This window comes from Mycobacterium tuberculosis H37Rv, assembly GCF_000195955.2.
GTDB lineage: Bacteria > Actinomycetota > Actinomycetes > Mycobacteriales > Mycobacteriaceae > Mycobacterium > Mycobacterium tuberculosis.
The window spans coordinates 2,596,902-2,622,452 of sequence record NC_000962.3 but is presented as its reverse complement, the minus strand read 5'-3'; the positions used below and the strand labels follow the sequence as shown (position 1 = coordinate 2,622,452).

Here is a 25,551-nt window from a genome sequence, read left to right as displayed (position 1 = left end):
ATGTCCGGCCGGATCTCCGATCGCGATATCGCGGCAATCCGCGAGGGGGCCCGTATCGAGGATGTCGTCGGCGACTATGTCCAGCTCAGGCGTGCCGGTGCCGATTCGCTGAAGGGGCTGTGCCCGTTTCACAACGAGAAGTCCCCGTCCTTTCACGTGCGGCCCAACCACGGCCACTTCCACTGCTTCGGCTGCGGCGAGGGCGGCGACGTGTATGCGTTCATCCAGAAGATCGAGCACGTCAGCTTCGTCGAGGCGGTTGAGTTGCTTGCCGACCGGATCGGCCACACGATCAGCTACACCGGTGCGGCCACCAGCGTGCAGCGCGACCGCGGCAGTCGCAGCAGGCTGCTGGCCGCCAACGCGGCCGCGGCAGCGTTCTATGCGCAGGCGCTGCAGTCCGACGAGGCGGCACCGGCTCGCCAGTACCTGACCGAACGCAGCTTCGACGCGGCGGCCGCTCGTAAATTCGGCTGTGGGTTCGCCCCGTCGGGCTGGGACTCATTGACAAAACATCTGCAGCGCAAGGGTTTTGAGTTCGAGGAACTGGAGGCCGCGGGACTGTCCCGGCAGGGCCGGCACGGCCCGATGGACCGGTTTCACCGTCGGCTGCTGTGGCCCATCCGCACCTCGGCCGGCGAGGTGGTCGGGTTCGGTGCCCGGCGACTGTTCGACGACGACGCGATGGAGGCCAAGTACGTCAACACGCCCGAGACATTGCTGTACAAGAAGTCATCGGTGATGTTCGGCATCGACTTGGCCAAACGCGACATCGCCAAGGGACATCAGGCCGTCGTCGTCGAGGGCTACACCGATGTCATGGCCATGCATCTGGCCGGGGTCACCACCGCGGTGGCGTCGTGCGGGACCGCATTCGGCGGCGAGCACCTGGCGATGCTGCGCAGACTGATGATGGACGACAGCTTCTTCCGCGGCGAGCTGATCTACGTTTTCGACGGCGACGAGGCCGGCCGCGCCGCCGCGCTCAAGGCCTTCGACGGTGAGCAGAAGCTGGCTGGTCAGTCTTTCGTCGCGGTGGCTCCCGACGGCATGGACCCCTGCGACCTACGACTGAAGTGCGGCGACGCTGCCCTGCGCGACCTCGTGGCACGACGAACCCCATTGTTCGAGTTCGCGATTCGCGCCGCGATTGCCGAGATGGACCTGGATAGCGCCGAGGGCAGGGTGGCCGCGCTGCGCCGTTGCGTACCGATGGTGGGCCAGATCAAAGACCCCACGCTGCGTGACGAATACGCCCGTCAGCTCGCCGGCTGGGTCGGGTGGGCCGACGTCGCACAGGTCATCGGTCGGGTGCGGGGTGAGGCCAAACGAACCAAGCACCCCAGGCTGGGCAGACTGGGATCGACGACCATCGCCCGGGCAGCGCAGCGGCCCACCGCCGGCCCCCCGACCGAACTCGCAGTCCGACCTGATCCGCGTGACCCGACCCTGTGGCCACAGCGTGAGGCACTCAAATCGGCGTTGCAGTACCCGGCGTTGGCCGGCCCGGTGTTCGACGCGCTGACCGTCGAAGGCTTCACGCACCCCGAGTACGCGGCTGTGCGCGCGGCCATCGACACGGCGGGCGGTACCTCGGCTGGCCTTAGCGGTGCGCAGTGGCTGGATATGGTGCGCCAGCAGACGACATCAACCGTGACCTCGGCTTTGATCAGCGAGCTGGGGGTGGAGGCGATTCAGGTCGACGACGACAAGCTGCCGCGCTATATCGCCGGCGTGCTGGCCCGTCTGCAGGAGGTTTGGTTGGGGCGGCAGATCGCCGAGGTGAAGTCCAAACTGCAGCGCATGTCGCCGATCGAGCAAGGCGACGAATACCACGCGCTGTTCGGCGACCTGGTCGCCATGGAGGCCTATCGGCGCAGCCTGTTAGAGCAGGCCAGCGGCGACGATCTCACCGCGTGAGGGTCAGCGCGCGGTTTTCGGCTGCCGCTCGACCCCGCGCTGGACAACGGCGGTCTGGTTGTCGATCTCGGCCAGGGTCACAAACCCAGCATCGGGTGAGATCCGATTGGCGATCTTGCGACGCCCGCCTTCGATCATCGACCTGGCCACGGGGCTGCCGGTGAGTGCGCGATAGGTGCTCGCGATCTGCTCGTAGCGGCGGCGCCCGGCTTTTGCGCCCAGCACGTAACCCAGTCCCAACACGGCGACATACCCGATCAATGCGGTCCCTCCGACTAACGGTGCGGTTGCATCCATCCTGCCTTACACGCCTGGCTACGCGCGCCCGATCCGGTTATGCGGTACCCGATGTCCTATTTGCAGCCTTCGACGCAATCGAGGTTCCACTTGGTCACCCAATTCACGACGCCGAGCAGATACTCCGCGGTTGTTTCGGCGTGATGCGGGCTCGGCTTTGGTATCGGCTTATTGCCCGTCAGGTACGTCTTGGATCACGCGATGGTCACCGCGTCATCGTCATGGTGCCAGAGATGGCGAAGTGGGGCGTGTTGCGATAGCAACCATCGCCGCTTGATAGACCTGATCGACGCTGCCCGAGATCTGGCCTTCGTCGACCGTGAACCGCACTGTGGCGTGGAAGTTGCAGGTGCCACCACACACACCACCGGACTGGGTTGCGGCCGCATCATAGCTGCCGGTCCAGGTCTGGATGCGCGACCCGTTGCCGTTGATCTCAGTGGCCCGCACCACACACGAGGGGTCCGGTGTTGTCGAGCTGTCGGCCGCATCGATCGGCTCCGTGGGGCAGGTCGGTTCGCTGGTCTTGCCGGCGCTGCGGCCGCAGGCACTCAATCCAAGGAGCATGAGCGGCGCGGCGACCAAGCCCAGGATGCTGGCCAGCTTCTCGAAAACGTGCTGCCGACCACCTACTGGCATCGTGCCTGCTGCCATCAGCCTGCTCCCATCGGTAAGGAATCTCCCTAGTTGGGCGCCGTCACACCAGTACGCTAGAGTCGTCCCGCGACTGCGCCAGCGTTCGCACGGACCAGGCGGTCCCCTGTAGCTCAATTGGCAGAGCGTTCGGCTGTTAACCGAAGGGTTGGAGGTTCGAGTCCTCCCGGGGGAGCAGGGCGTTCGGCTTGAACTCGGCTTGTCCCGCCTCTTGTGTTGGGTTCTGATGAGCTAAGGTTCGGTTTTCCGACCGCGTGGCTGCGCAAGGCGTGTCACACCAGTCTCTGCAGGGCTTTTCCTTTTTCTCCCGACAGACTCTTCCACCGGCCCGGCAATACACGTTCGGCGCGACGAGATCTGATCGTTCGGCCACGCCAAACAGCAGAACGTGTCCGACGAGAGTCGGGGCGGGTTCGGCTACGTCGACGTATGGGCCCGAACAGCTCTGTGCGCCGACACCAAGCTGGTGCCGAGCTGGCCGCGGTTGGTGAGTGCATGCCACTCGCCTGATGATGCCGGGACTCCGCCGACCTCGACACTTCAGTGTGAGGCGCAGTAGGCATGCCTGAATGCTGGGATGTTCCTGGTCGATCGCGATAGGATTCGCGGTGACAACGCGGGTCGACCAGCGATCCGGTCACAGCGAGTTGGCAACACGGGCAGGTGCTCGCTTATGTCGCACGTTACCGCGGCCCCGAACGTTCTGGCGGCGTCGGCCGGGGAGCTAGCCGCGATCGGCTCCACTATGCGCGCGGCCAACGCCGCTGCGGCCGCCCCGACGGCAGGAGTGCTGGCTGCCGGCGGCGATGACGTGTCGGCTGGCATCGCGGCGTTGTTTGGCGCGCGGGCGCAGGCCTATCAGGCCATTAGCGCTCAAGCGGCGCTGTTTCACGACCGGTTTGTACAGATCCTGCAAGAGGGCGCGGCGGCGTATGCCATGGCTGAGGCCGCCAACGCCTTGCCGCTGCAGAAAGCGCAGGGCGTGGTCAGCGAACTCGCCCAAGATCGCACTGGGGGGACGGGCACCGGGCAATCTCGCGGTGCCGGCGGGTTTGGCGGTGTCGGCCAGGCTGGCGGAAAGGGCTGGGACGGCGGACCGATCGGCAACGGTCAGGTCGGCGAGCAGCATGGGGCCGGCCAGCTCGGCAGCACCGACGGTAACCCCGGAGTGGCTGGCGCCGCGCACGGCAGCGGCGTTTCTGCTTCGCACGGCAGCGGCGCAACAGGTGCCGCCGGTGTCGCGGACCCGGGTGGCAGTGGTGCTGGGGTCGGTAGCGCAGCCGGCAATGGGACTGGGGCCGGCAGCGCAGACGCAGTCGGTGGTGCCGGGACTGGCAGGGACATCGTCGGGTCTGTTCGCGGGGACGGCGGAGTCGGCATGGCCAGCGGTGACGGCGGTCTGAGCACCGGCGCTGCGGGCGCTTCTGCTGAGGGCGGGTTGATGCCCGGCTTCGGTGGGGCTCCGTGGGTTGGCGGGCACTGGGGGCTCGGCGGTGAAGGCCATTCCGGTGCTATCGGCGGAGTGGGTGAACAGGTGGCACCTGCGGTAGCCACGGCACCTGCGGTGTCGCCGGCTACCACGTCTGCGGTGGCAGCCGAATCCGGCTCGACGCCGGCGACCAAGGCGCAGGCGATGCACGCGACGACCAACCCCGGCAACGCGGCACACCAGGGCAACCCGGCCGACCCGGGCAACTCGGCGCGCCGGGCTGATGGCGGGCGCGATGAGCAGCTACTGCTTCTTCCGTTGACGAGTCTTCGGGGGTTGCGCCACACGCTAAAGAAGTTGTCCGGGCTTCGAGCTCGAAATGGGCTGCTGACAGCATCCGGCGACAATGCTAGTGGCAGCGGCCGGCCGTGGGACCGCGACCAACTGCTGCGCGCTCTTGGTCTTCGACCGCCCGGGCACGAATGAGCGATCGCGCCTGTGCGCAAGGCCGCGTTGCCGGTCGCATGGTCGACGAACACCCCGGGCGCCGATCACGGCACCGAAGTGCATATCAACCCCGGTGCAGATGCGGCTGAATTCGGCGAGCGCCCTGGCGTGTGTGCGCCTCCGGGACGGTGGGTCTCGAGTGGATCATGTTCGGCCACCAGAACCAGCGACCTAGCAGCGCTGCGATGGATGGCGTCATGAACGATCGGACCACCAGGGTATCGAAAAGTAGACCGAGCCCGATGGTGGTGCCGACCTGTCCGATAACGCGGAGTTCGCTGACGGCCATGGACGCCATGGTGAACGCGAATACCAGACCGGCCGACGTGACAACTGCGCCGGTGCCGGCCATCGCCCGGATGATCCCGGTCTTTAATCCAGCGCCGACCTCCTCCTTGAACCGGGACACCAAAAGGAGGTTGTAGTCAGAACCGACGGCCAGCAAGACGATGACAGACATCGCGACGATCGTCCAATGCACCTGGAGACCGACAAAGTGCTGCCAGATGAGCACGGACAGTCCGAACGCAGTACCCAATGACAGAAGTACCGTGCCAACAATGACGAGTGACGCAATCAGGCTCTGGGTAATCATGAGCATGACAATAAATACCAGGCATACCGCGGCTATACCAACGATGAGGATATCGTACTTGGTACCGTCTCGAATGTCTTGGTAGGTCGCAGCCGTGCCACCGATATAGATTTTAGCGCCTTGCAATGGTGTCGCCTTGATGGCATCTTTGGTCGCGGCCCTTATCGCTTCGATGCGATCGATACCTTCAGTACTTGCTGGATCGCTCTCGTGGGAAATTACGAAGCGCACCGCCTTACCATTCGGCGACAAAAACAACTTCATGCCTTGCTGGAATTCTGCATTATCGAAGGCTTCCGGAGGAAGATAGAATGAATCGCCGCTTTTTGCGGTGTCGAAGGCCTGCCCCATCGCAGTCGCATGGTCTTGCATATCGGCCATTTGATCTTGTACGCCACTTATTGTTGATCGCATGGTCAACATCATGGTCCGCATGGTCTTCATGGTCGTGATCATTGGCGGCAGCAGTGCGAGAAATTGCGGTGTGAGCGCCTCCATCTTATTCATGTCGTCGGTAAGGGCCCGCAATTGGTCAGTCAGCGTGTCGACGCCGTCTAGGGTGTCAAACAGTGATCGCGTCGCCGAGCACAACGGAATGTCGAAGCAATGGTGCTCCCAGTAGAAATAGCTACGCAACGGCCTGACGAAATCGTCGATGTCCGCAAGGTGATCTCGCAGTTCGCTGGTAGTAGCTTTGATCTCGCGCGTCGTGGCTGCCATCTCATGGGTAACGTCGTTGAGCTGCTGCACCAAGTCGAGCATCTGTTCCATGGAATTGATCGCAACCAGCATTTCGTCGCTCATGGTCAACATATCGGCCATGCGTTCGCGCATGTAGGGCAGGCTCATCGTCTGGGTGGCACCCATCATGCTGATCTGAAAGGGAATCGACGCATGCTCAAGGGGCACCCCCTGCGGCCGGGTGATCGCTTGCACCCGCTCGACCCCGGACACGTGCAGGACCTCCTTGGCGATCTTGTCGATGACGAGCATCCCGGCCGGATTTCGCATGTCTTGATCGCTCTCGACCAGCAGCATCTCGGGGTTCATCCGGGCTGGGCCAAAGTGCCGGTCGGCGGCCGCATACCCGCGGTTGACAGGCGTGCCAGCGCGCAGGTAGTAGCGATCGTTATAGCCGGGCCGGTAGCCCGGTAGTGCGAGCAATCCCACCAGGGCAAGCGCGACCGACGTGGCCAGAATTGGCCCGGGCCAGCGCACGACTGCGGTACCCACACGACGCCAGCCCCTGGTCTTCAGTCTTCGCTTGGGGTCGAGCAAGCCGAAGCGGCCGGCGATGGCAATGATGGCGGGCGCCAGGGTCAGCGCGGCCGCGACCGAAACCAGCATGCCTATTGCCAACGGAGGCCCCATGGTGTGAAACAGCGTCAGCCGGGCGAAACTCAGACAATATGTTGCGCCGGCGATGGTCAGTCCCGATCCGAGAATGACGTTAGCGGTGCCCCTGTACATCGTGTAGAAAGAGGCTTCGCGATTCTGGCCGATATGGCGGGCTTCTTGATAGCGGCCGACCAGGAAGATCGCGTAGTCTGTACCGGCAGCAATGGCAAGTGCCGTGAGGATATTGACCACAAAAGTCGAAAGGCCGACCATTCCGTGGTATCCAAGAAAGGCAATGGTGCCACGCGTCGCGCCGAGTCCAATAAACACCATGGGAAGAATCAGCAGCGTGGTGGCGATCGAGCGATAGACGAGCAGCAGCAACACGGTGATTACCGCGAACGTTAATCCGGTGATCAGCTTCATGCTTCGGTCACCGGCGGCGATTTGGTCGGCAAACAAGGCCGCCGGTCCGGTGACATAGGTTCTGATGCCTTCCGGCGGTGTACTATTCGCCACAATTTTCCGGACGGCTTCAACGGATTCGTTTGCGAGTGCTTCACCCATGTTGCCGGCGAGGTAAAGTTGAACGTACGCCGCCTTACCATCTGCGCTGACCGCACCCGCCGCCGTCAGGGGATCACGCCAAAAGTCTTGAATGTGCTGGATATGGCTCTGGTCCAGTACGAGCGTATCGACCAGGTGGTCGTAATACCTATGGGCCTTCTCGCCTAGTGGTTGATCGCTTTCCAGGACGACCATCGCGATGCTATTGGAATCGAATTCGTTGAACACCTTTCCGGCACGTCGCATCGCACGCATCGATTGCGCATCGTCGGGGGCAACTGCCACGGCCCGGGTTTCACCGATCGCCTCCAACGGAGGAACGGCGACGCTGACGAAAACGGTAAATCCCAGCCAACACAGCAAGATGGGAATCGCGGCCAGGCGAATCGTCCGCGGGATGATTGGGTGCGGGCCTGACGGCGTATCACTCATGTGGACTTCGCCCGGCACCATGTAGGGTCCGGGACCCCCTCGCGGTTCCTTGTGACATCAGCACTGTGGCATCAGCACCTGCTTCGCACGCGGTGGTTGGCGCGGAGGCGCGCTCGCATCACAGGAGAAGACCAACCTGCCGGCACCCGATCGCCACCGGTGTTCAACGTACCTGACAACAGCCGCCGCACCGCTCATATGGAGATTGAATCGTACCGGTCTCCTTAGCGGCTCCGTCCCGTGAATGCCCATATCACGCACGGCCATGTTCTGGCTGTCGACCTTCGCCCCATGCCCGGAAGTTGGTAAACCCAGGGTTTGATCAGTAATTCCGGGGGACGGTTGCGGGAAGGCGGCCAGGATGTGCGTGAGCCGCGGCGGAATGCTCGAGCGTGCAAAGTTTCCGCGGCGCTTGTTTTGTCGTAATGAATACATCTTGTTTTCCAAGGTCAGCAGCCTCCATGCAACCCGGTGCGATTCCGCTATCGATGCGAAACCGGGTTTGCGACGGTTGATCAGAGCCCATCTCGACACTATTCACCGTGTGACACCGTGTTTGAATCGTCGCAGTGGCCTACCCGCAGCGCGGGGTATCAAGTACATTGAAATGGCCCAAGCTGATGAGCGGCCCGTCGTGGGAGGATGATGCGATGCGAGCCGGTGCGGATGCCCCCGACTCTGGACGGGTGAAAGAAAGCGCACCATGGTCTTATGACGAAGCTTTCTGTCGCAACCTTGGATTGATTAGCCCAACCGAACAACAACGGCTTCGGAATAGTCGCGTTGCAATCGCTGGGATGGGTGGGGTTGGGGGAATTGACATGGTCGCCCTCGCAAGGATGGGAATAGGAAAGTTCACCATTGCAGACCCGGACGTCTTCGAAATACGCAACTCGAATCGGCAGTACGGCGCTATGCGCTCGACCAACGGCCAGGCCAAGGCAGAGGTCATGCGCAATATCGTTCATGATATTAACCCTGAAGCAGAAATCCGTGCTTTCTGCGAACCTATTGGGAAAGAGAATGCAGCTACCTTTCTAGAGGGAGCAGATGTTTTGGTGGACGGCATCGACGCGTTCGAAATCGATTTGCGTCGCCTGCTCTATCGTGAAGCACAGCAGCGGGGAATCTACGCGCTAGGCGCTGGCCCGCTCGGGTTCAGTACGGCCTGGGTCGTTTTCGATCCTAAGGGTATGACGTTCGATCGGTATTTCGATCTGTCTGATGCGATGAACACGGTGGATAAGTTCGTCGCATTTATAGCTGGAATAGCACCATCCGCGACGCATCGGCGCTCCATAGATCTGTCCTACGTCGACATCGAAAATCGCACGGGTCCATCGGTTGGCCTCGCCTGTCATCTGGCTTCCGGTGTGGTGGCGGCCGAGGTGTTGAAGATTCTGCTCGGACATGGGCGCGTTTACGCTGCTCCCTACTTTCATCAGTTCGATGCTTACCGCAGCATCTATGTTCGGAAGCGTTTACGGTGCGGAAATCGCCACCCTCTACAGAGAGTCAAGCGGCGATTGCTGGCCCGCTACATAAATCGACGATCGGCGGGGGTAATACCGGGACTGCGGTATCACAGGACGGAACCGAGCTACTAGTTGGGAGCTGCACCTAGAATGGTGTACTCAGATACTGCCAGCGCACCGCTGTTTGAGCGAACATGGGATAGACATATCGCTTCCGCACTGTTCGTCGGCGCGACCACTCTGCCACGGCAATGCGTGCCGGCCGCTGGGGCCCGGGTATGACGGGTCTGGATCCTGCTGAATTCCTGTCGCTCGTCGAGGCGGCGGCGCTGGCGCCATCCGCGGACAACCGGCGCGAAGTCCAGCTCGAACATGCCGGTAGGCGGGTGCGGTTGTGGGGCGATCAGACTTGGAGGTCCGCCCCCGAGCACCGCCGCATCATGAGTTTGGTCGCGATCGGTGCGGCTGTCGAAAACGTGAAGCTGCGCGCTGGACGCCTTGGTTTTGAAACGAAGGTGTGCTGGTTTCCGGATAGCGGGAATCCGGGGCTGGTGGCGGAGATCGACGTGGATCGCCTGCCACAAACCAGGGTGGATCCAATCGAGGGCGCGATCGAGCGAAGGCGCACCAACCGGCGTGTTCGCTTTCGTGGACCGCCACTTTCGCAGGGCGAATTGGGTGCACTCTCGGCGGAGGCCACCGGCATTGACGGGATCCAACTGCATTGGTTTGACTCGCCAGAGACCAGGAAACAGATCCTTCGGTTGGTCAGATTGGCCGAAACTGAGCGCTTTCGATCTCGTGAACTACACGAAGAACTCTTTTCGGCCGTCCGCTTCGACATTGGCTGGACCGCGAGCAGCGACGATGGGTTGCCGCCCGGGTCTCTTGAGGTTGAAGCGTGGATGCGCCCGATGTTTCGTGGGCTTCGGCATTGGCGGGTGCTGCGCCTCCTGCGGACCGTGGGCATGCACCACGCGCTCGGGTTGCGCGCGGCCTACCTGCCGTGCCGATTGGCACCCCATGTGGGCGCGCTGACGACGTCTCTCGACCTCGCGTCGGGTGCGCTGACTGCCGGCGCGGTTTTCGAGCGCATCTGGTTGCGGACGACACTATTGGGCGCGGAACTGCAGCCCTTTGCGGCTTCCGCGGTGCTTTCCCTGCCGGCCTGCGAATGGGTTGCACCGCATGTTCGAGCGGCACTGGTGGGGGGCTGGAACCTGTTAGCGCCCGGCCACTGGCCAATGATGGTCTTCCGGATTGGCCATGCGCGGGCGCCGTCAGTTCGCACAATGCGTCAATCGGTTGAAGCTTATTGCTATGCCCCTGCCGAGCGGTCTGGTTCGGATAGTGAATCCCGCTTCGCGTAAAAGCTCCAAGCTGTTTGTTGCCGGAGTTGCGCACGCCCGACCGCCCATTACCGCTTCCAGAACTCAGATGTCTTGGATTCCTTCGCTAAGGACCTGCCGAGTCAACGGCATGAAATAGTCATCAAGGCCGTCGGTCATATAGCATAGGGTGGCGAATCGCCTTCTCGCGGTCGGGCCGTCATCCGCTGTCACGACCCCGCGGGAAATATTCTCGAGAAAATTCGATGGCTCGACTATTGAGGGAACCAGCAAGAGATCATTCGATGTCCTAGGGTCATTATTTCTGTGCGCATAGAACGGTTCGCCCACTTGAGGCATCGCAAATCGACCAAAATTCATCACCATCTTGGCGTATGCTGGCATGGCAAATGTGATTATCAATTTTTCGCCGGTTCGGTGGTACAAGCGCAAAACCTCCCGGATGAGCGAATACGACACCGTGGGAGGGGCATCGGCCGTAACCGATAATGCCGCAATCTCCTTGACCCCGCCGTGACCCAGGTCTTCGATCGCGTCATAAAGCTTGCGTTGATGCGCCAGGCCCATCGACGGTTTGGCGGCCTTAAATGCACTGAGGTCGTCAATTGACCCCACAGCGGAAATGCCGACTATTCGCAGGCCTCCTTCGCCTTGGCTGCCGGAGAGGGGCTCCGCGGGAACCGCATGCAGGTATATGACCTCGGTTTCTCGGGTGCTACCGCGTGCCTTGTCGAGGATGAACTCGGCGTTGGAATTGTCCAGCCGGCCCAATTCATCGAGCGCAGATTCGTACACATGGCCGGCGGCGACATACGCTTCACCGTGGATCTGCTCCACACGGACCGCCCTGTCGGGATCCTGCTCACGGGTAAAGGAACTTACGTGGCACTCGGTGCCGAAAGCTTTAGCCTCAGTGATGTGGCGGGACGCGGGAGATAACCGCGGTTCGAGCCGTTCAACAGTGGTGGTTCCCACACCAGTTGTTTGCCTTTGCGAAGTAAAGCGATTCGATTTGCTCGAAGAGAGGGCTGGCTGCTCGTGAGGGACATCCATGGCCGATACCTCAGCGATCTCAACGGTCAAGCGACTGCATGTTTGGCGCAAGGTATCGCTAAGCATAGGTTCGTGACGGATTTGACAGCAAGAGCTTTCCAAAGATTGCTGTCCACATAGTGATTCGCATCTCTACACCTCTTCGCCGGTGCTGTCAAGAGCCAATTCGAATCAGTAATCTCGCTCGTGCTTGGAGAAGTTTTCCAAGCCTGCGTTGGACAAACCGCGTCGCAAAGCGGTCGTATCCGCAACCCACGTTTGTATCGCCCCGGTTTCGGCTGCCGAAGCCCAAGCAGCTCAACCTCCGGCCCGAGGTGAATTCGGCGAGGACGGAACCCGGTGCGGGGGCTAGCAGCCGATGATGCGCGTCGGTGGGCGGCGCCGAAGAAGGCATTGTCGGCGGCCGGGTATTGCCTCAGATCGAGAAGTCCTCGCCGTGCCATATCCCGGCTTCGGGTGGCCGGATGACTCCTGCTGCTTGCGGGCCGCCGCCGAGGGCCTCCAGCCTGGCCACCCTGGTGAGCAGCGAATCGAGGCTGGCTCCCACGAGATCGGGCAGCCTCCAATCAAACGGGCCGCCGGGACTGGGCTGGCTTTGGCCGATGACCTGCCCGGGCACCCCGACCACCACCGCGCTCGGCGGGACGGGCTTGACCACGACGGCATTGGCGCCGATCCGGCTGTCCTCGCCGATCTTGATCGGACCGAGGACCTTGGCCCCGGCGCCGATGATCACGCGGTCACCGACGGTGGGATGGCGTTTCCCGCCAACCATGCCACTGCCGCCGAGAGTGACGCCGTGATAGATCGTGACGTCGTCGCCGACCTCCGCGGTTTCTCCGATCACCACGCCGGTCGCGTGGTCGATGAACACGCGAGCACCGATGACGGCACCGGGGTGGATATCTACACCGGTCAGGATGCGAGTGAATTCGGCAGCTGCCCGCGCGAGCAGCCTGGCGCCACGCTGCCACAGCCAGTGGGCGAGGCGGTGGCCCCACACGGCGTGCACGCCCGGGTAGCAGAAGATGACTTCCAGCGCGGTAGGGGCCGCCGGATCCCGCTCCCGGGCTGCTCGGATGTCGCCCCGCATGGCCGTCAGCATGGCTTAGTCAGCCACGTCGGCGAACAACGGTGTGCTCAGATATCGTTCGCCGAAGTCGGGGAGCACTACGACGATTAGCTTCCCGGCGTTCTCTGGCCGGCGGGCCACCTGAAGAGCGGCCACTGTGGCGGCGCCCGAGGAGATGCCGACCAGCAAGCCCTCTTCCCGGGCCAGCCGGCGCGCCACGTTGAGCGCGTCTTCGTTACCGACGGTAATGATCTCGTCGACTAGGTCCTGGTCGAGTACCGGCGGGACGAACCCGGCGCCGATGCCCTGGATCGGGTGCGGTCCCTTCTGGCCACCAGAAAGGACCGGCGACGCGGCCGGCTCTACGGCCACGAACCGGGCCGACGGCTTGCGTTCCTTGATGACCTGCGCGACGCCGGTGATGGTGCCACCGGTGCCGACTCCCGCGACGACGATGTCGACCTTGCCGTCGGTGTCACGCCAGACCTCCTCGGCGGTCGTGACGCGATGGATGGCCGGGTTCGCCGGGTTCTCGAATTGCTGGGGCACGAAGTAGCGTTGATCGGTCTTGGCCAGCTCCTCAGCCTTGGCGATGGCACCTGACATGCCGTCCGCACCCGGAGTGAGGATGAGTTCAGCACCGTATGCGCGCAGCAACATCCGGCGCTCCAGACTCATCGTCTCGGGCATGGTCAGCACGCACCGGTAGCCGCGTGCCGCGCAAACCATGGCCAGGGCGATGCCGGTGTTACCGCTCGTGGGTTCGAGAATGATCGTGTCCGGCTTGATCAAACCTGCCTGCTCGGCCGCTTGGAGCATGGCAACCCCGATACGGTCTTTTACGCTGTTGGCCGGGTTGAAGAATTCCAGCTTGGCGACGATGTCGGCAACGGCGCCGTCGGTGACTCGGCGCAGTCGGACCAGCGGTGTGCGCCCGATGAGTTGGGTGATGTCCTCGGCGATGCTCATCTGCTACGCCCAACAGTGTCGGTCCAGGCCCAGTTGGCCTCCCAGCTGACGTCGAAGTCGATGGCTGCATCCGTGGGCACGGTCATGGCTGTTGATCTTTCTGAACGACTCGTGAGTGCGCGGCGGCTGTACGCCGCGGGCGAACACCGATTTCCACCCGTTTGCGGGCAAGAGCGCGAGGATTGCTGTGGACGCCAGGAATCAACAACAACAACAGCCCACGGCGAGGCGGCGCGGGAGGATAAAGCGCAGCTGTATGGCCTGTTGCATGGGCCCACTATAGGCCATGGGCCAGCGGGATCGGTTCACCTAGCTGGCTTACACCCGCGGTGAACCTTTTGCCCCAGTTTTGCGGTCGGTTCCGCAGCCGTCGACCATTCGGCTCGAATCGACCGAAGCGGCTGACGCCGTCGCTGGCGCAGCCTAGTGTCTGGTCACAGATCGCCACCGAAATCCATGTAGATCGGGGCCCGCATGAACCGCACGCAGCTCCTCACGCTCATCGCCACTGGCCTGGGCCTGTTCATGATCTTTCTCGACGCACTGATCGTGAACGTGGCGCTGCCCGACATCCAGCGCAGTTTCGCGGTGGGGGAGGACGGCCTGCAGTGGGTGGTGGCGTCCTACAGCCTCGGAATGGCGGTCTTCATCATGTCGGCGGCGACGCTTGCCGACCTCGACGGTCGGCGCCGCTGGTACTTGATAGGTGTTTCGTTGTTCACGCTGGGATCTATCGCCTGCGGGTTGGCGCCCTCAATCGCGGTGCTCACCACCGCGCGGGGCGCGCAGGGCCTAGGTGCGGCGGCCGTCAGCGTAACCTCGCTCGCCCTGGTCAGCGCGGCCTTTCCGGAGGCGAAGGAGAAGGCGCGCGCCATCGGGATCTGGACCGCCATCGCGAGCATCGGTACGACGACGGGCCCGACACTGGGCGGTCTGCTGGTGGACCAGTGGGGGTGGCGCAGCATCTTCTATGTCAACCTGCCCATGGGCGCACTCGTCCTCTTCCTGACTTTGTGCTACGTCGAGGAGTCGTGTAACGAGCGGGCACGCCGCTTCGATCTGTCCGGGCAGCTGCTGTTCATCGTTGCCGTGGGTGCCCTGGTGTATGCGGTCATCGAAGGCCCCCAGATCGGCTGGACGTCTGTCCAGACCATCGTGATGCTCTGGACAGCCGCCGTCGGCTGCGCCCTGTTCGTCTGGCTTGAGCGCAGATCATCGAATCCGATGATGGATCTGACCCTGTTCCGCGACACCTCATACGCCCTGGCCATCGCGACCATCTGCACGGTGTTCTTCGCCGTCTATGGGATGCTGCTGCTCACCACCCAGTTCCTGCAGAACGTGCGCGGCTATACCCCGAGCGTGACCGGCCTGATGATCCTTCCGTTCAGTGCGGCCGTGGCCATCGTGTCGCCACTTGTTGGGCACCTGGTTGGCCGGATCGGAGCACGCGTTCCCATCCTGGCGGGGCTGTGCATGTTGATGCTGGGTCTGCTCATGCTCATCTTCAGCGAGCACCGGAGCTCGGCCCTGGTCCTGGTCGGGCTGGGCTTGTGCGGGAGCGGCGTCGCGTTGTGCCTGACGCCGATCACGACCGTCGCCATGACCGCGGTCCCCGCCGAGCGTGCGGGCATGGCGTCCGGCATCATGAGTGCTCAGCGGGCGATCGGCTCGACGATCGGGTTCGCGGTTTTGGGCTCCGTCCTTGCCGCCTGGCTTTCGGCCACACTCGAGCCCCATCTGGAGCGCGCGGTGCCCGACCCGGTCCAGCGCCACGTCCTTGCCGAGATCATTATCGACAGTGCCAATCCGCGAGCGCATGTGGGCGGAATCGTCCCCCGGCGGCACATTGAGCATCGCGACCCCGTCGCGATTGCGGAGGAGGATTTCATCGAAGGCATTCGGGTGGCGTTGCTCGTCGCCACTGCAACACTGGCTGTCGTGTTTCTCGCCGGCTGGCGATGGTTTCCGCGTGACGTGCACACCGCGGGCAGCGACCTAAGCGAGAGGCTGCCTACAGCGATGACCGTCGAGTGCGCGGTTAGTCATATGCCGGGAGCCACATGGTGTCGACTATGGCCTGCCTGACGTCGTCGTGCGTCCTGGAAGCCACCCCGTCTTGGACGGCGGCCCGATAGACAGCTTCGGCGACCGTTGTCGAGATGGCCCGCAGATTTTGGACATCCGGCAACAGCGAGTCTCCGGGATTTGTCGGATTGGCCTGGTGCGCAATGGCCTTCGCTGCTGCATGCAGCATGCGCCTGGTTATCAACCGGGCACCAGCGACAATGACGCCCAGTCCGATGCCGGGAAACGCCAACACGTTGTTGGCCTGACCGATGACGTAGGTGGTTTCGTCGAATTCCACTGGGGCGACTGGGCTGCCGGTGGCAAGCAGCGCCCTGCCATTCGACCACGCCAGCACGTCGGCGGGGATGGCTTCCATGCGCGACGTCGGGTTGGACAGCGGAAAGATCATCGGGTGTTTGCAGGACGCCGTCATCGCCTCGACCACCTCTTTGGTGAACGCTCCGTAGACCGTTGAGCAGCCGAGCAGGATAGTGGGCGATGCGATCTTGATCGCGTCGCTCAGCCCGACCCGATCCCCGACGGCCACACCGAGCTGGTGGCGGTTTTTCGCGTACGGCACTTGGAAGTCGCGCAGGTCATCCATGTCGTCGAACAACAGGCCCGGCCTGTCGATCGGCCAGATCTGGGACACCGCCTGCTCGAGCGTGGCACCGTCTGCCACCATCGCGTCCCGGATCTGATCGGCGATCCCCATCCCTGCGGTGCCTGCGCCGAAGACGACTATTGTCTGATCGCGCAGCGGGATACCGGTAACCTTCAGACCGCTGTATACGGCGGCCAAGACCACCGCGCCGGTTCCTTGCATGTCATCGTTGAACACGCAGTAATCCGTGCCGTATGTGTCTAGGATCTTCCGCGCGTTCGCCGGCCCGAAGTCCTCGAAATGCAGAATGGCACGCGGAAATAACCGTTGAGCCGTTTCGATATAGCGACTGACGAACTCGTCGTATTCCCGACCGCGCCGCCGGGCGTGGCGATTGCCCAGATAGAACGGATCGGCCAGCAGCTGCTCATTGTCGGTGCCGACATCCAGAGACACCGCGAGGCAGCGGCGCGGATCGACGCCGCCGCCGGCGGTGTAGAGGGCCAATTTGCCCACAGCGATCTGGATGCCACCCACACCCCAGTCACCGATACCCAGGATCGCCTCGGCATCGGTGCACACGATCAGGTCGACGTCCTCGGGCCCCAGCCCCAACGTGTTGAAGGCTTCCTCGATTTCGTCGGGTTCGTCGATGCTCAGAAACAGTCCGCGTTGCCCGCGGTATTCGTCGGAGAAGCGTTGGATTGCCTCGCCAACGGTGGGCGTGTACACCACCGGCATCAGTTCGGGCAAATGGTCGGCCAGCACCTTGAAGTACAGCACCTCGTGGCGGTAGTGCAGCTGTTCGAGAAGCAGGTTGCGGCCCAGCTCGGTGGCCAAGCTCTGCAACTGATGCCATACGCGTTCGGCCTGTTGGTCGAGCGTGAGCACGGCCGACGGAAGCCGGCCGGTCAGCCCCAGCCGCCGCCGCTGCGCGTGGGTGAAGCCGACTCCACGGTTGAGACTTGGTGCGGACAACGCGGCCGGGATCCGTGGCACGCGGGCGTCGCTCATCACAACCTCCGTTCGTGACCGTGCTGGGTTTAATGGACGTCGCGATGGTAACGCTGGTTGGCGAGCGCCGACCGGACTTGGGCTTTGGCCAGGTCCAGGTCCAGTTGCCGGCGTTCGGCCACGATTTCGCAGAGCGCACGATCGACGCCCTTGGCCATCGGGTCGGCGTTTGCCGCGAACGTACAGCGCTGCCCTGGCCGCAGAAGAGTGCCAGATCCAGTGCGGCGAGGAATCCTTCGGCATGCATCGCCTCGATCTCGTCCGGCTCCAGCAGGAAGCCGGTAGGGGGATCCCGGTTCCCGACTCAACCATGATCCTCGGTATGTCGGAAGCGCTGGGTGGCCGAATGTTGCTAGATGTCCTTTCATAGATGGCGACCCGATTGTCGGGGGCGCTCGGCGAGGCAGGTCGAGCACACCCCGAACTACGGCACACCGCGAAAGTTGTAACCGGTGACCGTCAGGTACACCTCCCCGGGGCGGCCCTTAAAGATGAATGAGATTGAATGCAGGCGCGGCCGAACTGGTTTGAGCACCGACAGCCGTTCGTCGACGGACGCGATGACCGGCAATCGGGAGCAGGTGGATCGACTGGCGCCCATGACCAATCGATCAACGCACCGCTGACCCGCTAGACCTGGTCCCAGGTAACCCATTTCGTCGCCCATCGTGTTGGGCTGGCCGATGAGCGAGCATGGTCGGCTGCCGATCCAGCGTGCCGCCATCGGGATGTCGTCGGCCGCGATGCCGATGGCTTCGCCGACCGCATCGGGTGTCAACCGACCGATTTGGGGCAAGAATACCGGCGGCACCCGCGCTTTAGGATCGACACCTGAGGCGTTGATGAAACGTAGGGGAAATTCCCAGTTTTCGCTAAGCTCGTGACGTGCGTCGTCAGCGTAGCGCCGTCCCGATTCTGGCACTGTTGGCACTGTTGGCACTGTTGGCACTGATTGTGGGGCTGGGCGCCTCCGGTTGCGCCTGGAAGCCGCCGACAACACGACCGTCACCACCGAACACCTGCAAGGATTCCGACGGGCCGACCGCTGACACGGTACGGCAGGCCATCGCTGCGGTCCCGATCGTGGTACCGGGCTCCAAATGGGTCGAAATCACCCGAGGACATACCCGCAACTGCCGCTTGCATTGGGTGCAAATCATCCCGACAATTGCCTCCCAGTCGACTCCCCAACAGCTGTTGTTCTTCGACCGCAACATCCCGCTGGGCTCGCCGACTCGGAATCCGAAGCCCTACATCACCGTATTGCCTGCAGGCGATGACACCGTGACGGTTCAGTACCAATGGCAGATCGGCAGCGACCAGGAGTGCTGTCCCACCGGCATCGGCACGGTGCGATTCCACATCGGATCAGATGGCAAGCTCGAGGCGCTCGGCTCGATCCCCCATCAGTAGTACTCGAGCACAATAGCTTTCGCTGTTTTCTTGCTGCGAGGACAACAGCGCAGCTTTACATGTAGGGTTTAGGTCTTCTCGGCTCAAGGGCGAGCCCAATTGTGTATTGCCTTCAGCACTTTTACAGGAGTTCTACAGGAGTTTCAGGCTGCCAGGAAACAACTTCGTACACGCAAGGCTGGCACCCTGGTAGGCCGGCCCGCATTCGCACCAGGGTGGGAACAAGGAGGGTGATGGAACAGCACACGCTGCTGCAACGCGAGGAGTCGCCGCGCAGTCCCGCGGCCCCTTCGCTCAGGCGCCTGGGTGGCTCACGTCACATCACGCATTGGGATCCCGAGGATCTAGGAGCGTGGGAGGCAGGCAACAAGGGCATTGCCCGACGCAATCTGCTTTGGTCGGTCGTGACGGTTCACCTGGGTTACTCGGTGTGGACGCTCTGGCCGGTGCTGGAGTTGCTGATGCCCCAGGACGTCTACGGCTTTTCAACCAGTGACAAGTTTCTGCTCGGCACCATCGCGACGCTGTTTGGCGCGTTCCTGCGGATGCCCTACGCGTTGGCCAGCGCGATCTTTGGCGGTCGCAACTGGGCGACTTTTTCGGCAATCGTGTTGCTAATTCCGGCCATTGGCACAACGGTGTTGTTGACCCATCCGGGGCTACCGCTGTGGCCGTATCTGGTGTGTGCGGCCCTGACCGGCTTAGGCGGCGGCAACTTCGCGTCGTCAATGAGCAACGCCAATGCTTTCTATCCACATCGGCTCAAGGGTTCGGCGCTCGGAATTGCCGGTGGGGTAGGCAATCTCGGGGTGCCGGCGATCCAGCTAGTTGGGTTGTTGGCAATCGCCACTGTCGGTGAGCGGAAGCCTTACCTGGTCTGCGCACTGTATGTGGTTCTGGTGGCAATCGCGGTAATCGGAGTGTCGCTGTTCATGAACAATGTCGAACAGCACCGGGTGCAGGTGAACCGGCTTCGGCCGATCGTTTCCGCGGTTCTGTCGACCCGCGACACGTGGTTGCTCTCGCTGCTCTACCTCGGCACTTTCGGCTCATTCATCGGCTTCTCCTTCGTGTTTGGCCAGGTGTTGCAGACCAACTTCCTGGCGTGCGGACAAAGCCCGGCGCGCGCGACGCTGCATGCCGTCGAGTTGGCGTTTGTCGGGCCGTTGCTGGCGGCGGTGGCCCGGATTTACGGTGGCCGGCTGGCCGATCGAGTCGGTGGAAGCCGCTTGACCCTTATAGTCTTTGTGGCGATGACGCTCGCCGCTGGGCTGCTGATCAGTGCCAGCACCCTCGAAGGCCGACATGTCGGCCAGCATCGGGGCGCTACCATGGTCGGCTACTTCGTCTGCTTCGTCGCGTTGTTCGTCCTATCCGGGTTGGGCAACGGGTCTGTGTACAAGATGATTCCGACGATTTTTGAGGCGTGCAGCCGCTCCCTGGATCTCAGTGAAGCCGAACGCCGCGACTGGTCACGCATCATCTCAGGAGTAGTCATCGGGTTTGTGGCCGCCTTCGGCGCGCTCGGCGGGGTCGGAATCAATATGGCGCTGCGTGAGTCCTACCTCAGCACCGGCAGTGGGACCGATGCGTTCTGGATCTTCATGATGTGCTACGCCGCTGCCGCCGTTCTGACTTGGAAAGTGTACGACCGCCGAACGGTCACCGACATGGGGATGTTGCAGGCGGCCTTGGTGCGGCAGCCGGCATCGACGCCAGCCGAACTTATCGGTCCCAGAACTCAATCGGACCGATTCTCCGGGTGCAGCATCTCGGCGTAACGTAGCGGCTCCGGGATGAAGCTCGACCGCCCGGCTAGGAGATCAGCACCGTGACAGCGGCATTGCCAGCCGTCGTCAGGTGGCCAATGCCTTGAGCAAAATGGCCACCGGCGGTCTGTAAGACAGCTATCCCAGGGGCACCGAGCTGAGCGGCCAGCATCGTGTGGTTAACACCCTGGGCAAACTGGGCACCGGCGGTCTGCAGTGCAGCGATCCCGGCAACAACGTTCGGCACAACCAACGACAGGTGTTGGACGCCTTGCACAAGCTGAACTACTGCGATCGCGAGCGAGCCAACTCCACCCAACGCGGTGGGCACAGCCAGTAAAAAGGCAGGACTGAACAGTTGCACACCGGCACTGCCCAGCAGACCAAGTCCGGTCGCGGCGGTCCCTGAAGCCAGCGCAAGGTTGCCAACGCCTTGACTGAACTCAACACCAGCAAGTGTGAGCAGACCCAGTCCGGTAGCAGCGCTCGTTCCGGCGGTCAAGAACGTACCGCCCGCCTGAACAACGCCGACCACGGCAGGTTGCAGCAAAGCAACACCGGTCAGCGCGCTCTGCCCAGCCACGATGAACTCGCCGCCGCTCTTGGCCAGCCAGGGCGCGGCGCTCTGCAGCGCGGTGGCAAGTTTGGCGGCGGAACCCTGTCCGGCGGTCACGACGCCGTTGACAACCTGAGCCAGTCCGGCGCCGGCGCTTGGCAACGGGGCAACCGCAGCCGCAGCCTGTTGTTCGACCGTCGCGACGGCACGACCGGCCTGTGCGGCAAGCCCAGCGGTCACGGTGCTGTGGCCACCGCCTAGCGTTGGGGCCGAGTTCTGCACGCTCTCAGCCGCGCTCGGGTGCCCCAACAGCGATCGGGCCGGTGCGTTCACTGCATTCAGCACGTTGCTTTGGGCGTTGGCGAATTCGGTGTTGCGGTATGCAGTCGCGCCAGTTTTCAACAGGTTGACGAACTCGTCATGAAACGCGGAGGCCTGGGCGCTGAGAACCTGGCACTGTCGACCGTAGGCGCCGAATATCGACGCAATCGCGGTCGACACCTCGTCCTCGGCAGCGGAAACCACCGCTGTTGTGGGTCCCGCTGCGGCCGCGTAAGACGCGCTCAGCGCTGAGCGAATGCCCGCCAAATCTTGAGCCGCGGACTCGACCTGCTCTGGAATCACGCTCAGGAACTGCATACTGGTTCCTCTCGACTCACTACGGTTGTTATCCAACGACGATCGAGGCACATTGATAGTAGTGAAATGCCGGTCTTTTCGGGCCAAGTTGGCGTTCGCCGTCAATCAGCCGGCTCGCATTGGCCTTTCGGAGTAGTCGGGATGGTCCGGACAACTCCAGCAGCAGGAGCCGCCAAGCGATTCCCTTTGCGTTTTCGGGCGCATCGATCCGACCCACACCGCCAACGGCGCGGCGTTCGACATCTCGATGCCTATTGCCGCGTCGCCCGGCCCGGCGTGGTGGCGGCATGGTCGAGCAGCCGGCGCAACACGTCTACCGCATCCGCCAACACCCGGCGGTCCGCCGGTGGGAGCAGGGCCAGCTGAGGCTCGATCGCAGCCGCGCGGTCTGCCCGCACCGCGGTCAACGTGCGGATGCCTTCCGGCGTGATGCGGATGCGGACCGCCCGGGCGTCTCCCGGGTCGGCGGTTCGGGTAACCAGTCCAGCGTCCTCGAGTCGTCGTACCTGCGTGGTCATCGTTGGTTGCGAGCAGTGATCGACGGCGGCCAAGTCGCCGATCCGGGCTTCCCCCTGGGCTTCGATGGTGGCCAGCAGTCTGGCTTGAGCCGCGGGCAGTGGCATCTGGATGCGCTGCGTGGCTAGGCGGTTGAGCCGCGCGACCACTGCCAACAGATCCGCTCCCAGGCCCGGTAGTGGCCCGCCGACCTCGCTGCGGTTGGCGGCGGCGGGGGAGGGACTCATCCCCCCATCGTTGCATAGCTTTGCTATGCGAGGCTAATCGATGTGCTGCGCCGTGTGCGGGCCTGAGCCTGGCAGAATCGGTGAAGTGACCCCGCTCGGCCCTTGCCCCGCGCAACATCGGGGCGGGCCGCTGCGGCCGAGTGAATTGGCGCAGGCGTCGGTGATGGCGGCGCTGTGCGCGGTGACCGCGATCATCTCCGTCGTCGTTCCGTTCGCGGCCGGTCTGGCGCTGTTGGGCACCGTGCCCACCGGCCTGCTGGCCTACCGCTACCGTCTCCGCGTGCTGGCGGCCGCGACGGTTGCGGCCGGGATGATCGCCTTCCTGATCGCGGGGCTGGGCGGTTTCATGGGGGTGGTCCACAGTGCCTACATCGGTGGGCTGACCGGAATCGTCAAACGCAGGGGCCGGGGCACCCCGACGGTGGTCGTCTCGTCGCTGATCGGCGGATTCGTGTTCGGCGCGGCGATGGTCGGGATGTTGGCCGCCATGGTCCGACTGCGGCATCTGATTTTCAAGGTCATGACCGCAAACGTGGACGGTATCGCCGCCACCTTGGCCCGGATGCACATGCAGGGGGCAGCCGCCGACGTCAAGCGGTATTTCGCCGAGGGACTGCAGTACTGGCCGTGGGTGCTGCTGGGCTATTTCAACATTGGGATCATGATCGTGTCGCTGATTGGGTGGTGGGCGTTGTCGCGCCTGCTGGAGCGGATGCGCGGAATCCCCGATGTACACAAACTTGACCCACCGCCAGGAGATGACGTGGACGCTCTGATCGGGCCGGTGCCGGTGCGGTTGGACAAGGTCCGCTTCCGTTACCCCCGCGCCGGCCAAGATGCGCTGCGGGAGGTCAGCCTCGACGTCCGGGCCGGCGAGCACCTAGCGATCATCGGGGCCAACGGATCAGGGAAGACCACCTTGATGCTGATACTGGCCGGCCGGGCACCGACGTCGGGCACCGTGGATCGTCCGGGCACGGTGGGTTTGGGAAAGCTGGGCGGCACCGCTGTCGTCTTGCAGCATCCGGAAAGCCAGGTCCTGGGCACCCGGGTTGCCGACGACGTGGTGTGGGGGCTGCCGCTGGGTACCACCGCTGACGTTGGCCGGTTGCTGAGCGAGGTCGGCTTGGAAGCGCTTGCCGAACGCGACACCGGAAGCCTGTCCGGTGGTGAGCTGCAGCGCCTGGCGCTGGCGGCAGCGCTGGCCCGGGAGCCGGCGATGCTCATCGCCGACGAGGTCACCACCATGGTTGACCAGCAGGGCAGGGACGCTTTGCTGGCCGTGCTGTCGGGTCTGACGCAGCGGCACCGGACCGCCTTGGTGCACATCACGCACTACGACAACGAAGCCGATTCCGCCGACCGCACGCTCAGCCTGAGCGATTCGCCGGATAACACCGATATGGTCCACACCGCCGCGATGCCGGCCCCGGTCATCGGGGTGGATCAGCCCCAGCACGCGCCGGCGCTCGAACTGGTGGGCGTCGGCCACGAATACGCTAGCGGCACCCCGTGGGCAAAGACCGCGTTGCGCGATATCAACTTCGTTGTTGAGCAGGGAGACGGGGTGCTGATCCACGGCGGCAATGGCTCGGGGAAGTCGACGCTGGCGTGGATCATGGCCGGGCTGACGATCCCCACGACCGGAGCCTGCCTACTTGACGGTCGGCCCACCCACGAGCAGGTCGGCGCGGTGGCGTTGTCTTTTCAGGCGGCCCGGCTGCAGCTGATGCGCAGCCGTGTAGACCTGGAAGTTGCTTCCGCAGCAGGTTTTTCGGCTAGCGAGCAGGACCGGGTGGCTGCGGCGCTGACTGTCGTTGGGTTGGACCCCGCGCTGGGCGCGCGACGAATCGACCAGCTCAGCGGGGGCCAGATGCGTCGGGTGGTGCTGGCCGGGCTGCTTGCGCGTGCACCCCGGGCGTTGATCCTCGATGAGCCGTTGGCGGGGTTGGACGCGGCCAGCCAGCGCGGCCTGCTGCGGCTGCTGGAAGACTTGCGTCGGGCGCGCGGCCTGACGGTGGTCGTAGTTTCGCACGACTTCGCGGGGATGGAGGAGCTTTGCCCGCGTACCCTGCATCTGCGCGACGGTGTGCTGGAATCGGCGGCGGCGTCGGAGGCGGGGGGAATGTCATGACCACAACTTCGGCCCCGGCACGCAACGGGACTCGTCGCCCGTCACGTCCGATTGTGCTGTTGATTCCGGTGCCGGGTAGCTCGGTCATCCACGACCTGTGGGCCGGCACCAAATTATTGGTGGTTTTCGGCATTTCGGTGTTGCTGACGTTCTACCCGGGATGGGTGACGATCGGGATGATGGCGGCTTTGGTGCTGGCCGCGGCCCGAATCGCGCACATTCCGCGCGGCGCGCTGCCGTCGGTACCTCGCTGGCTGTGGATCGTCCTCGCGATCGGCTTTCTGACCGCTGCGCTAGCCGGTGGCACTCCAGTGGTCGCCGTGGGCGGAGTGCAGCTCGGATTGGGCGGCGCACTGCACTTCCTGCGGATCACCGCGCTGTCGGTTGTGCTCCTGGCGCTGGGGGCGATGGTGTCCTGGACCACCAATGTTGCCGAAATCAGCCCTGCGGTAGCCACTTTGGGTCGGCCGTTTCGGGTGTTGCGGATCCCGGTCGACGAATGGGCGGTGGCGTTGGCGCTCGCGCTGCGCGCCTTCCCGATGTTGATCGACGAATTCCAGGTGCTCTACGCCGCGCGCCGGCTGCGGCCCAAGCGGATGCCGCCAAGCCGCAAGGCTCGGCGCCAGCGGCATGCGCGCGAGCTGATCGACCTGCTTGCCGCTGCCATCACGGTGACCCTGCGCCGTGCCGACGAGATGGGCGACGCGATCACCGCCCGTGGCGGCACCGGCCAGCTGTCAGCGCATCCTGGGCGACCCAAACTTGCCGACTGGGTGACGCTTGCGATCACTGCCATGGCCAGCGGGACAGCGGTGGCGATAGAGAGCCTGATATTGCACTCCTAGGTGGCGGCGCGGGCGGCGCGCGGACCGGCCAGCCGCTATAGCCCCGATGTTGGCCGCCACCGCCGCCGCCCAACGCGATGGTGAGCTTGGGCGATAGCTGGGCGTGG

20 protein-coding genes and 1 tRNA gene are annotated in these 25,551 nt (G+C 63.5%); 10 read left to right on the top strand and 11 right to left on the bottom strand.

Features of this window, described 5'->3' with window-relative positions; all coding sequences use genetic code 11:
- Entirely contained in the window at window positions 1-1,920 is a 1,920-nt protein-coding gene (dnaG, locus tag Rv2343c; RefSeq protein NP_216859.1) for a DNA primase, read from the top strand.
- 3 nt (window positions 1,921-1,923) lie between these two features.
- Here the strand turns inward: dnaG and Rv2342 are convergent, their stop codons facing one another.
- Together Rv2342 and lppQ are read right to left on the bottom strand one after the other, a co-directional pair.
- The gene (locus Rv2342) at window positions 1,924-2,181 is read right to left on the bottom strand and encodes a hypothetical protein (protein NP_216858.1); all 258 of its coding nucleotides are present in this window, start codon (window positions 2,179-2,181) and stop codon (window positions 1,924-1,926) included.
- 255 nt (window positions 2,182-2,436) lie between these two features.
- Window positions 2,437-2,856: a lipoprotein LppQ gene (lppQ, locus tag Rv2341; RefSeq protein ID NP_216857.1), complete on the bottom strand. Its 420-nt coding sequence runs from the start codon at window positions 2,854-2,856 to the stop codon at window positions 2,437-2,439.
- A gap of 117 nt (window positions 2,857-2,973) precedes the next feature.
- On the opposite strand from lppQ, the gene asnT reads away from it, so the two are divergent.
- Together asnT and PE_PGRS39 are read left to right on the top strand one after the other, a co-directional pair.
- Window positions 2,974-3,046: transfer RNA gene (asnT, locus tag Rvnt25), tRNA-Asn, on the top strand.
- 498 nt (window positions 3,047-3,544) lie between these two features.
- Window positions 3,545-4,786 (top strand): PE-PGRS family protein PE_PGRS39, encoded by a 1,242-nt coding sequence (gene PE_PGRS39 / locus Rv2340c; RefSeq protein ID YP_177869.1) that lies wholly within the window; start codon window positions 3,545-3,547, stop codon window positions 4,784-4,786.
- 85 nt (window positions 4,787-4,871) lie between these two features.
- Here the strand turns inward: PE_PGRS39 and mmpL9 are convergent, their stop codons facing one another.
- The gene (gene mmpL9, locus Rv2339; RefSeq protein ID NP_216855.1) at window positions 4,872-7,760 is read right to left on the bottom strand and encodes a transmembrane transport protein MmpL9; all 2,889 of its coding nucleotides are present in this window, start codon (window positions 7,758-7,760) and stop codon (window positions 4,872-4,874) included.
- A 629-nt stretch (window positions 7,761-8,389) separates the two neighbouring features.
- Here mmpL9 and moeW point away from each other — a divergent pair.
- Both moeW and Rv2337c read left to right on the top strand, forming a co-directional pair.
- Window positions 8,390-9,346, top strand: a complete 957-nt coding sequence (moeW, locus tag Rv2338c) for a molybdopterin biosynthesis protein MoeW (RefSeq protein NP_216854.1) — start codon at window positions 8,390-8,392, stop codon at window positions 9,344-9,346.
- 119 nt (window positions 9,347-9,465) lie between these two features.
- A complete protein-coding gene (locus Rv2337c; protein ID NP_216853.1) occupies window positions 9,466-10,584 on the top strand; it encodes a hypothetical protein in 1,119 nt (372 codons plus the stop codon).
- A 63-nt stretch (window positions 10,585-10,647) separates the two neighbouring features.
- Here Rv2337c and Rv2336 read toward each other — a convergent pair whose 3' ends face one another.
- The 3 genes from Rv2336 to cysK1 all read right to left on the bottom strand — a co-directional run bounded on the left by Rv2336 (window position 10,648) and on the right by cysK1 (window position 13,657).
- On the bottom strand, window positions 10,648-11,616 hold the full coding sequence (locus Rv2336; protein NP_216852.1) for a hypothetical protein: 969 nt from the start codon (window positions 11,614-11,616) through the stop codon (window positions 10,648-10,650).
- A 415-nt stretch (window positions 11,617-12,031) separates the two neighbouring features.
- Window positions 12,032-12,721 (bottom strand): serine acetyltransferase, encoded by a 690-nt coding sequence (gene cysE, locus Rv2335; protein ID NP_216851.1) that lies wholly within the window; start codon window positions 12,719-12,721, stop codon window positions 12,032-12,034.
- A gap of 3 nt (window positions 12,722-12,724) precedes the next feature.
- Window positions 12,725-13,657 carry an O-acetylserine sulfhydrylase gene (cysK1, locus tag Rv2334; protein YP_177868.1) on the bottom strand — a complete coding sequence of 311 codons (933 nt, stop codon included), beginning with the start codon at window positions 13,655-13,657 and terminating at the stop codon, window positions 12,725-12,727.
- A gap of 474 nt (window positions 13,658-14,131) precedes the next feature.
- On the opposite strand from cysK1, the gene stp reads away from it, so the two are divergent.
- A complete protein-coding gene (gene stp, locus Rv2333c) occupies window positions 14,132-15,745 on the top strand; it encodes a multidrug resistance protein (RefSeq protein ID NP_216849.1) in 1,614 nt (537 codons plus the stop codon).
- Here stp and mez read toward each other — a convergent pair.
- From mez to Rv2331, 3 genes are read right to left on the bottom strand one after another with little or no spacing between them, the layout of a single operon-like run.
- Window positions 15,699-17,345 (bottom strand): malate oxidoreductase, encoded by a 1,647-nt coding sequence (gene mez, locus Rv2332; protein ID NP_216848.2) that lies wholly within the window; start codon window positions 17,343-17,345, stop codon window positions 15,699-15,701. The two genes, stp and mez, sit on opposite strands and share 47 nt — an antisense overlap.
- Before the next feature lie 29 nt (window positions 17,346-17,374).
- On the bottom strand, window positions 17,375-17,713 hold the full coding sequence (locus Rv2331A; RefSeq protein YP_177669.1) for a hypothetical protein: 339 nt from the start codon (window positions 17,711-17,713) through the stop codon (window positions 17,375-17,377).
- Between the two features lie 56 nt (window positions 17,714-17,769).
- Window positions 17,770-18,156, bottom strand: a complete 387-nt coding sequence (locus tag Rv2331; protein ID NP_216847.1) for a hypothetical protein — start codon at window positions 18,154-18,156, stop codon at window positions 17,770-17,772.
- A 74-nt stretch (window positions 18,157-18,230) separates the two neighbouring features.
- Here Rv2331 and lppP point away from each other — a divergent pair, with 74 nt between their 5' ends.
- A complete protein-coding gene (gene lppP / locus Rv2330c; RefSeq protein NP_216846.1) occupies window positions 18,231-18,758 on the top strand; it encodes a lipoprotein LppP in 528 nt (175 codons plus the stop codon).
- Between the two features lie 233 nt (window positions 18,759-18,991).
- Window positions 18,992-20,539: a nitrate/nitrite transporter gene (narK1, locus tag Rv2329c; RefSeq protein ID NP_216845.1), complete on the top strand. Its 1,548-nt coding sequence runs from the start codon at window positions 18,992-18,994 to the stop codon at window positions 20,537-20,539.
- 34 nt (window positions 20,540-20,573) lie between these two features.
- Here the strand turns inward: narK1 and PE23 are convergent, their stop codons facing one another.
- Together PE23 and Rv2327 are read right to left on the bottom strand one after the other, a co-directional pair.
- Window positions 20,574-21,722 carry a PE family protein PE23 gene (PE23, locus tag Rv2328; RefSeq protein YP_177867.1) on the bottom strand — a complete coding sequence of 383 codons (1,149 nt, stop codon included), beginning with the start codon at window positions 21,720-21,722 and terminating at the stop codon, window positions 20,574-20,576.
- 251 nt (window positions 21,723-21,973) lie between these two features.
- Window positions 21,974-22,465, bottom strand: a complete 492-nt coding sequence (locus Rv2327; protein ID NP_216843.1) for a hypothetical protein — start codon at window positions 22,463-22,465, stop codon at window positions 21,974-21,976.
- A gap of 40 nt (window positions 22,466-22,505) precedes the next feature.
- Here Rv2327 and Rv2326c point away from each other — a divergent pair, with 40 nt between their 5' ends.
- Entirely contained in the window at window positions 22,506-24,599 is a 2,094-nt protein-coding gene (locus Rv2326c; protein NP_216842.1) for an ABC transporter ATP-binding protein, read from the top strand.
- Entirely contained in the window at window positions 24,596-25,444 is an 849-nt protein-coding gene (locus Rv2325c; protein ID NP_216841.1) for a hypothetical protein, read from the top strand. Before Rv2326c ends, Rv2325c begins: the two co-directional genes overlap by 4 nt.
- The last annotated feature ends 107 nt before the right edge of the window (window positions 25,445-25,551 follow it).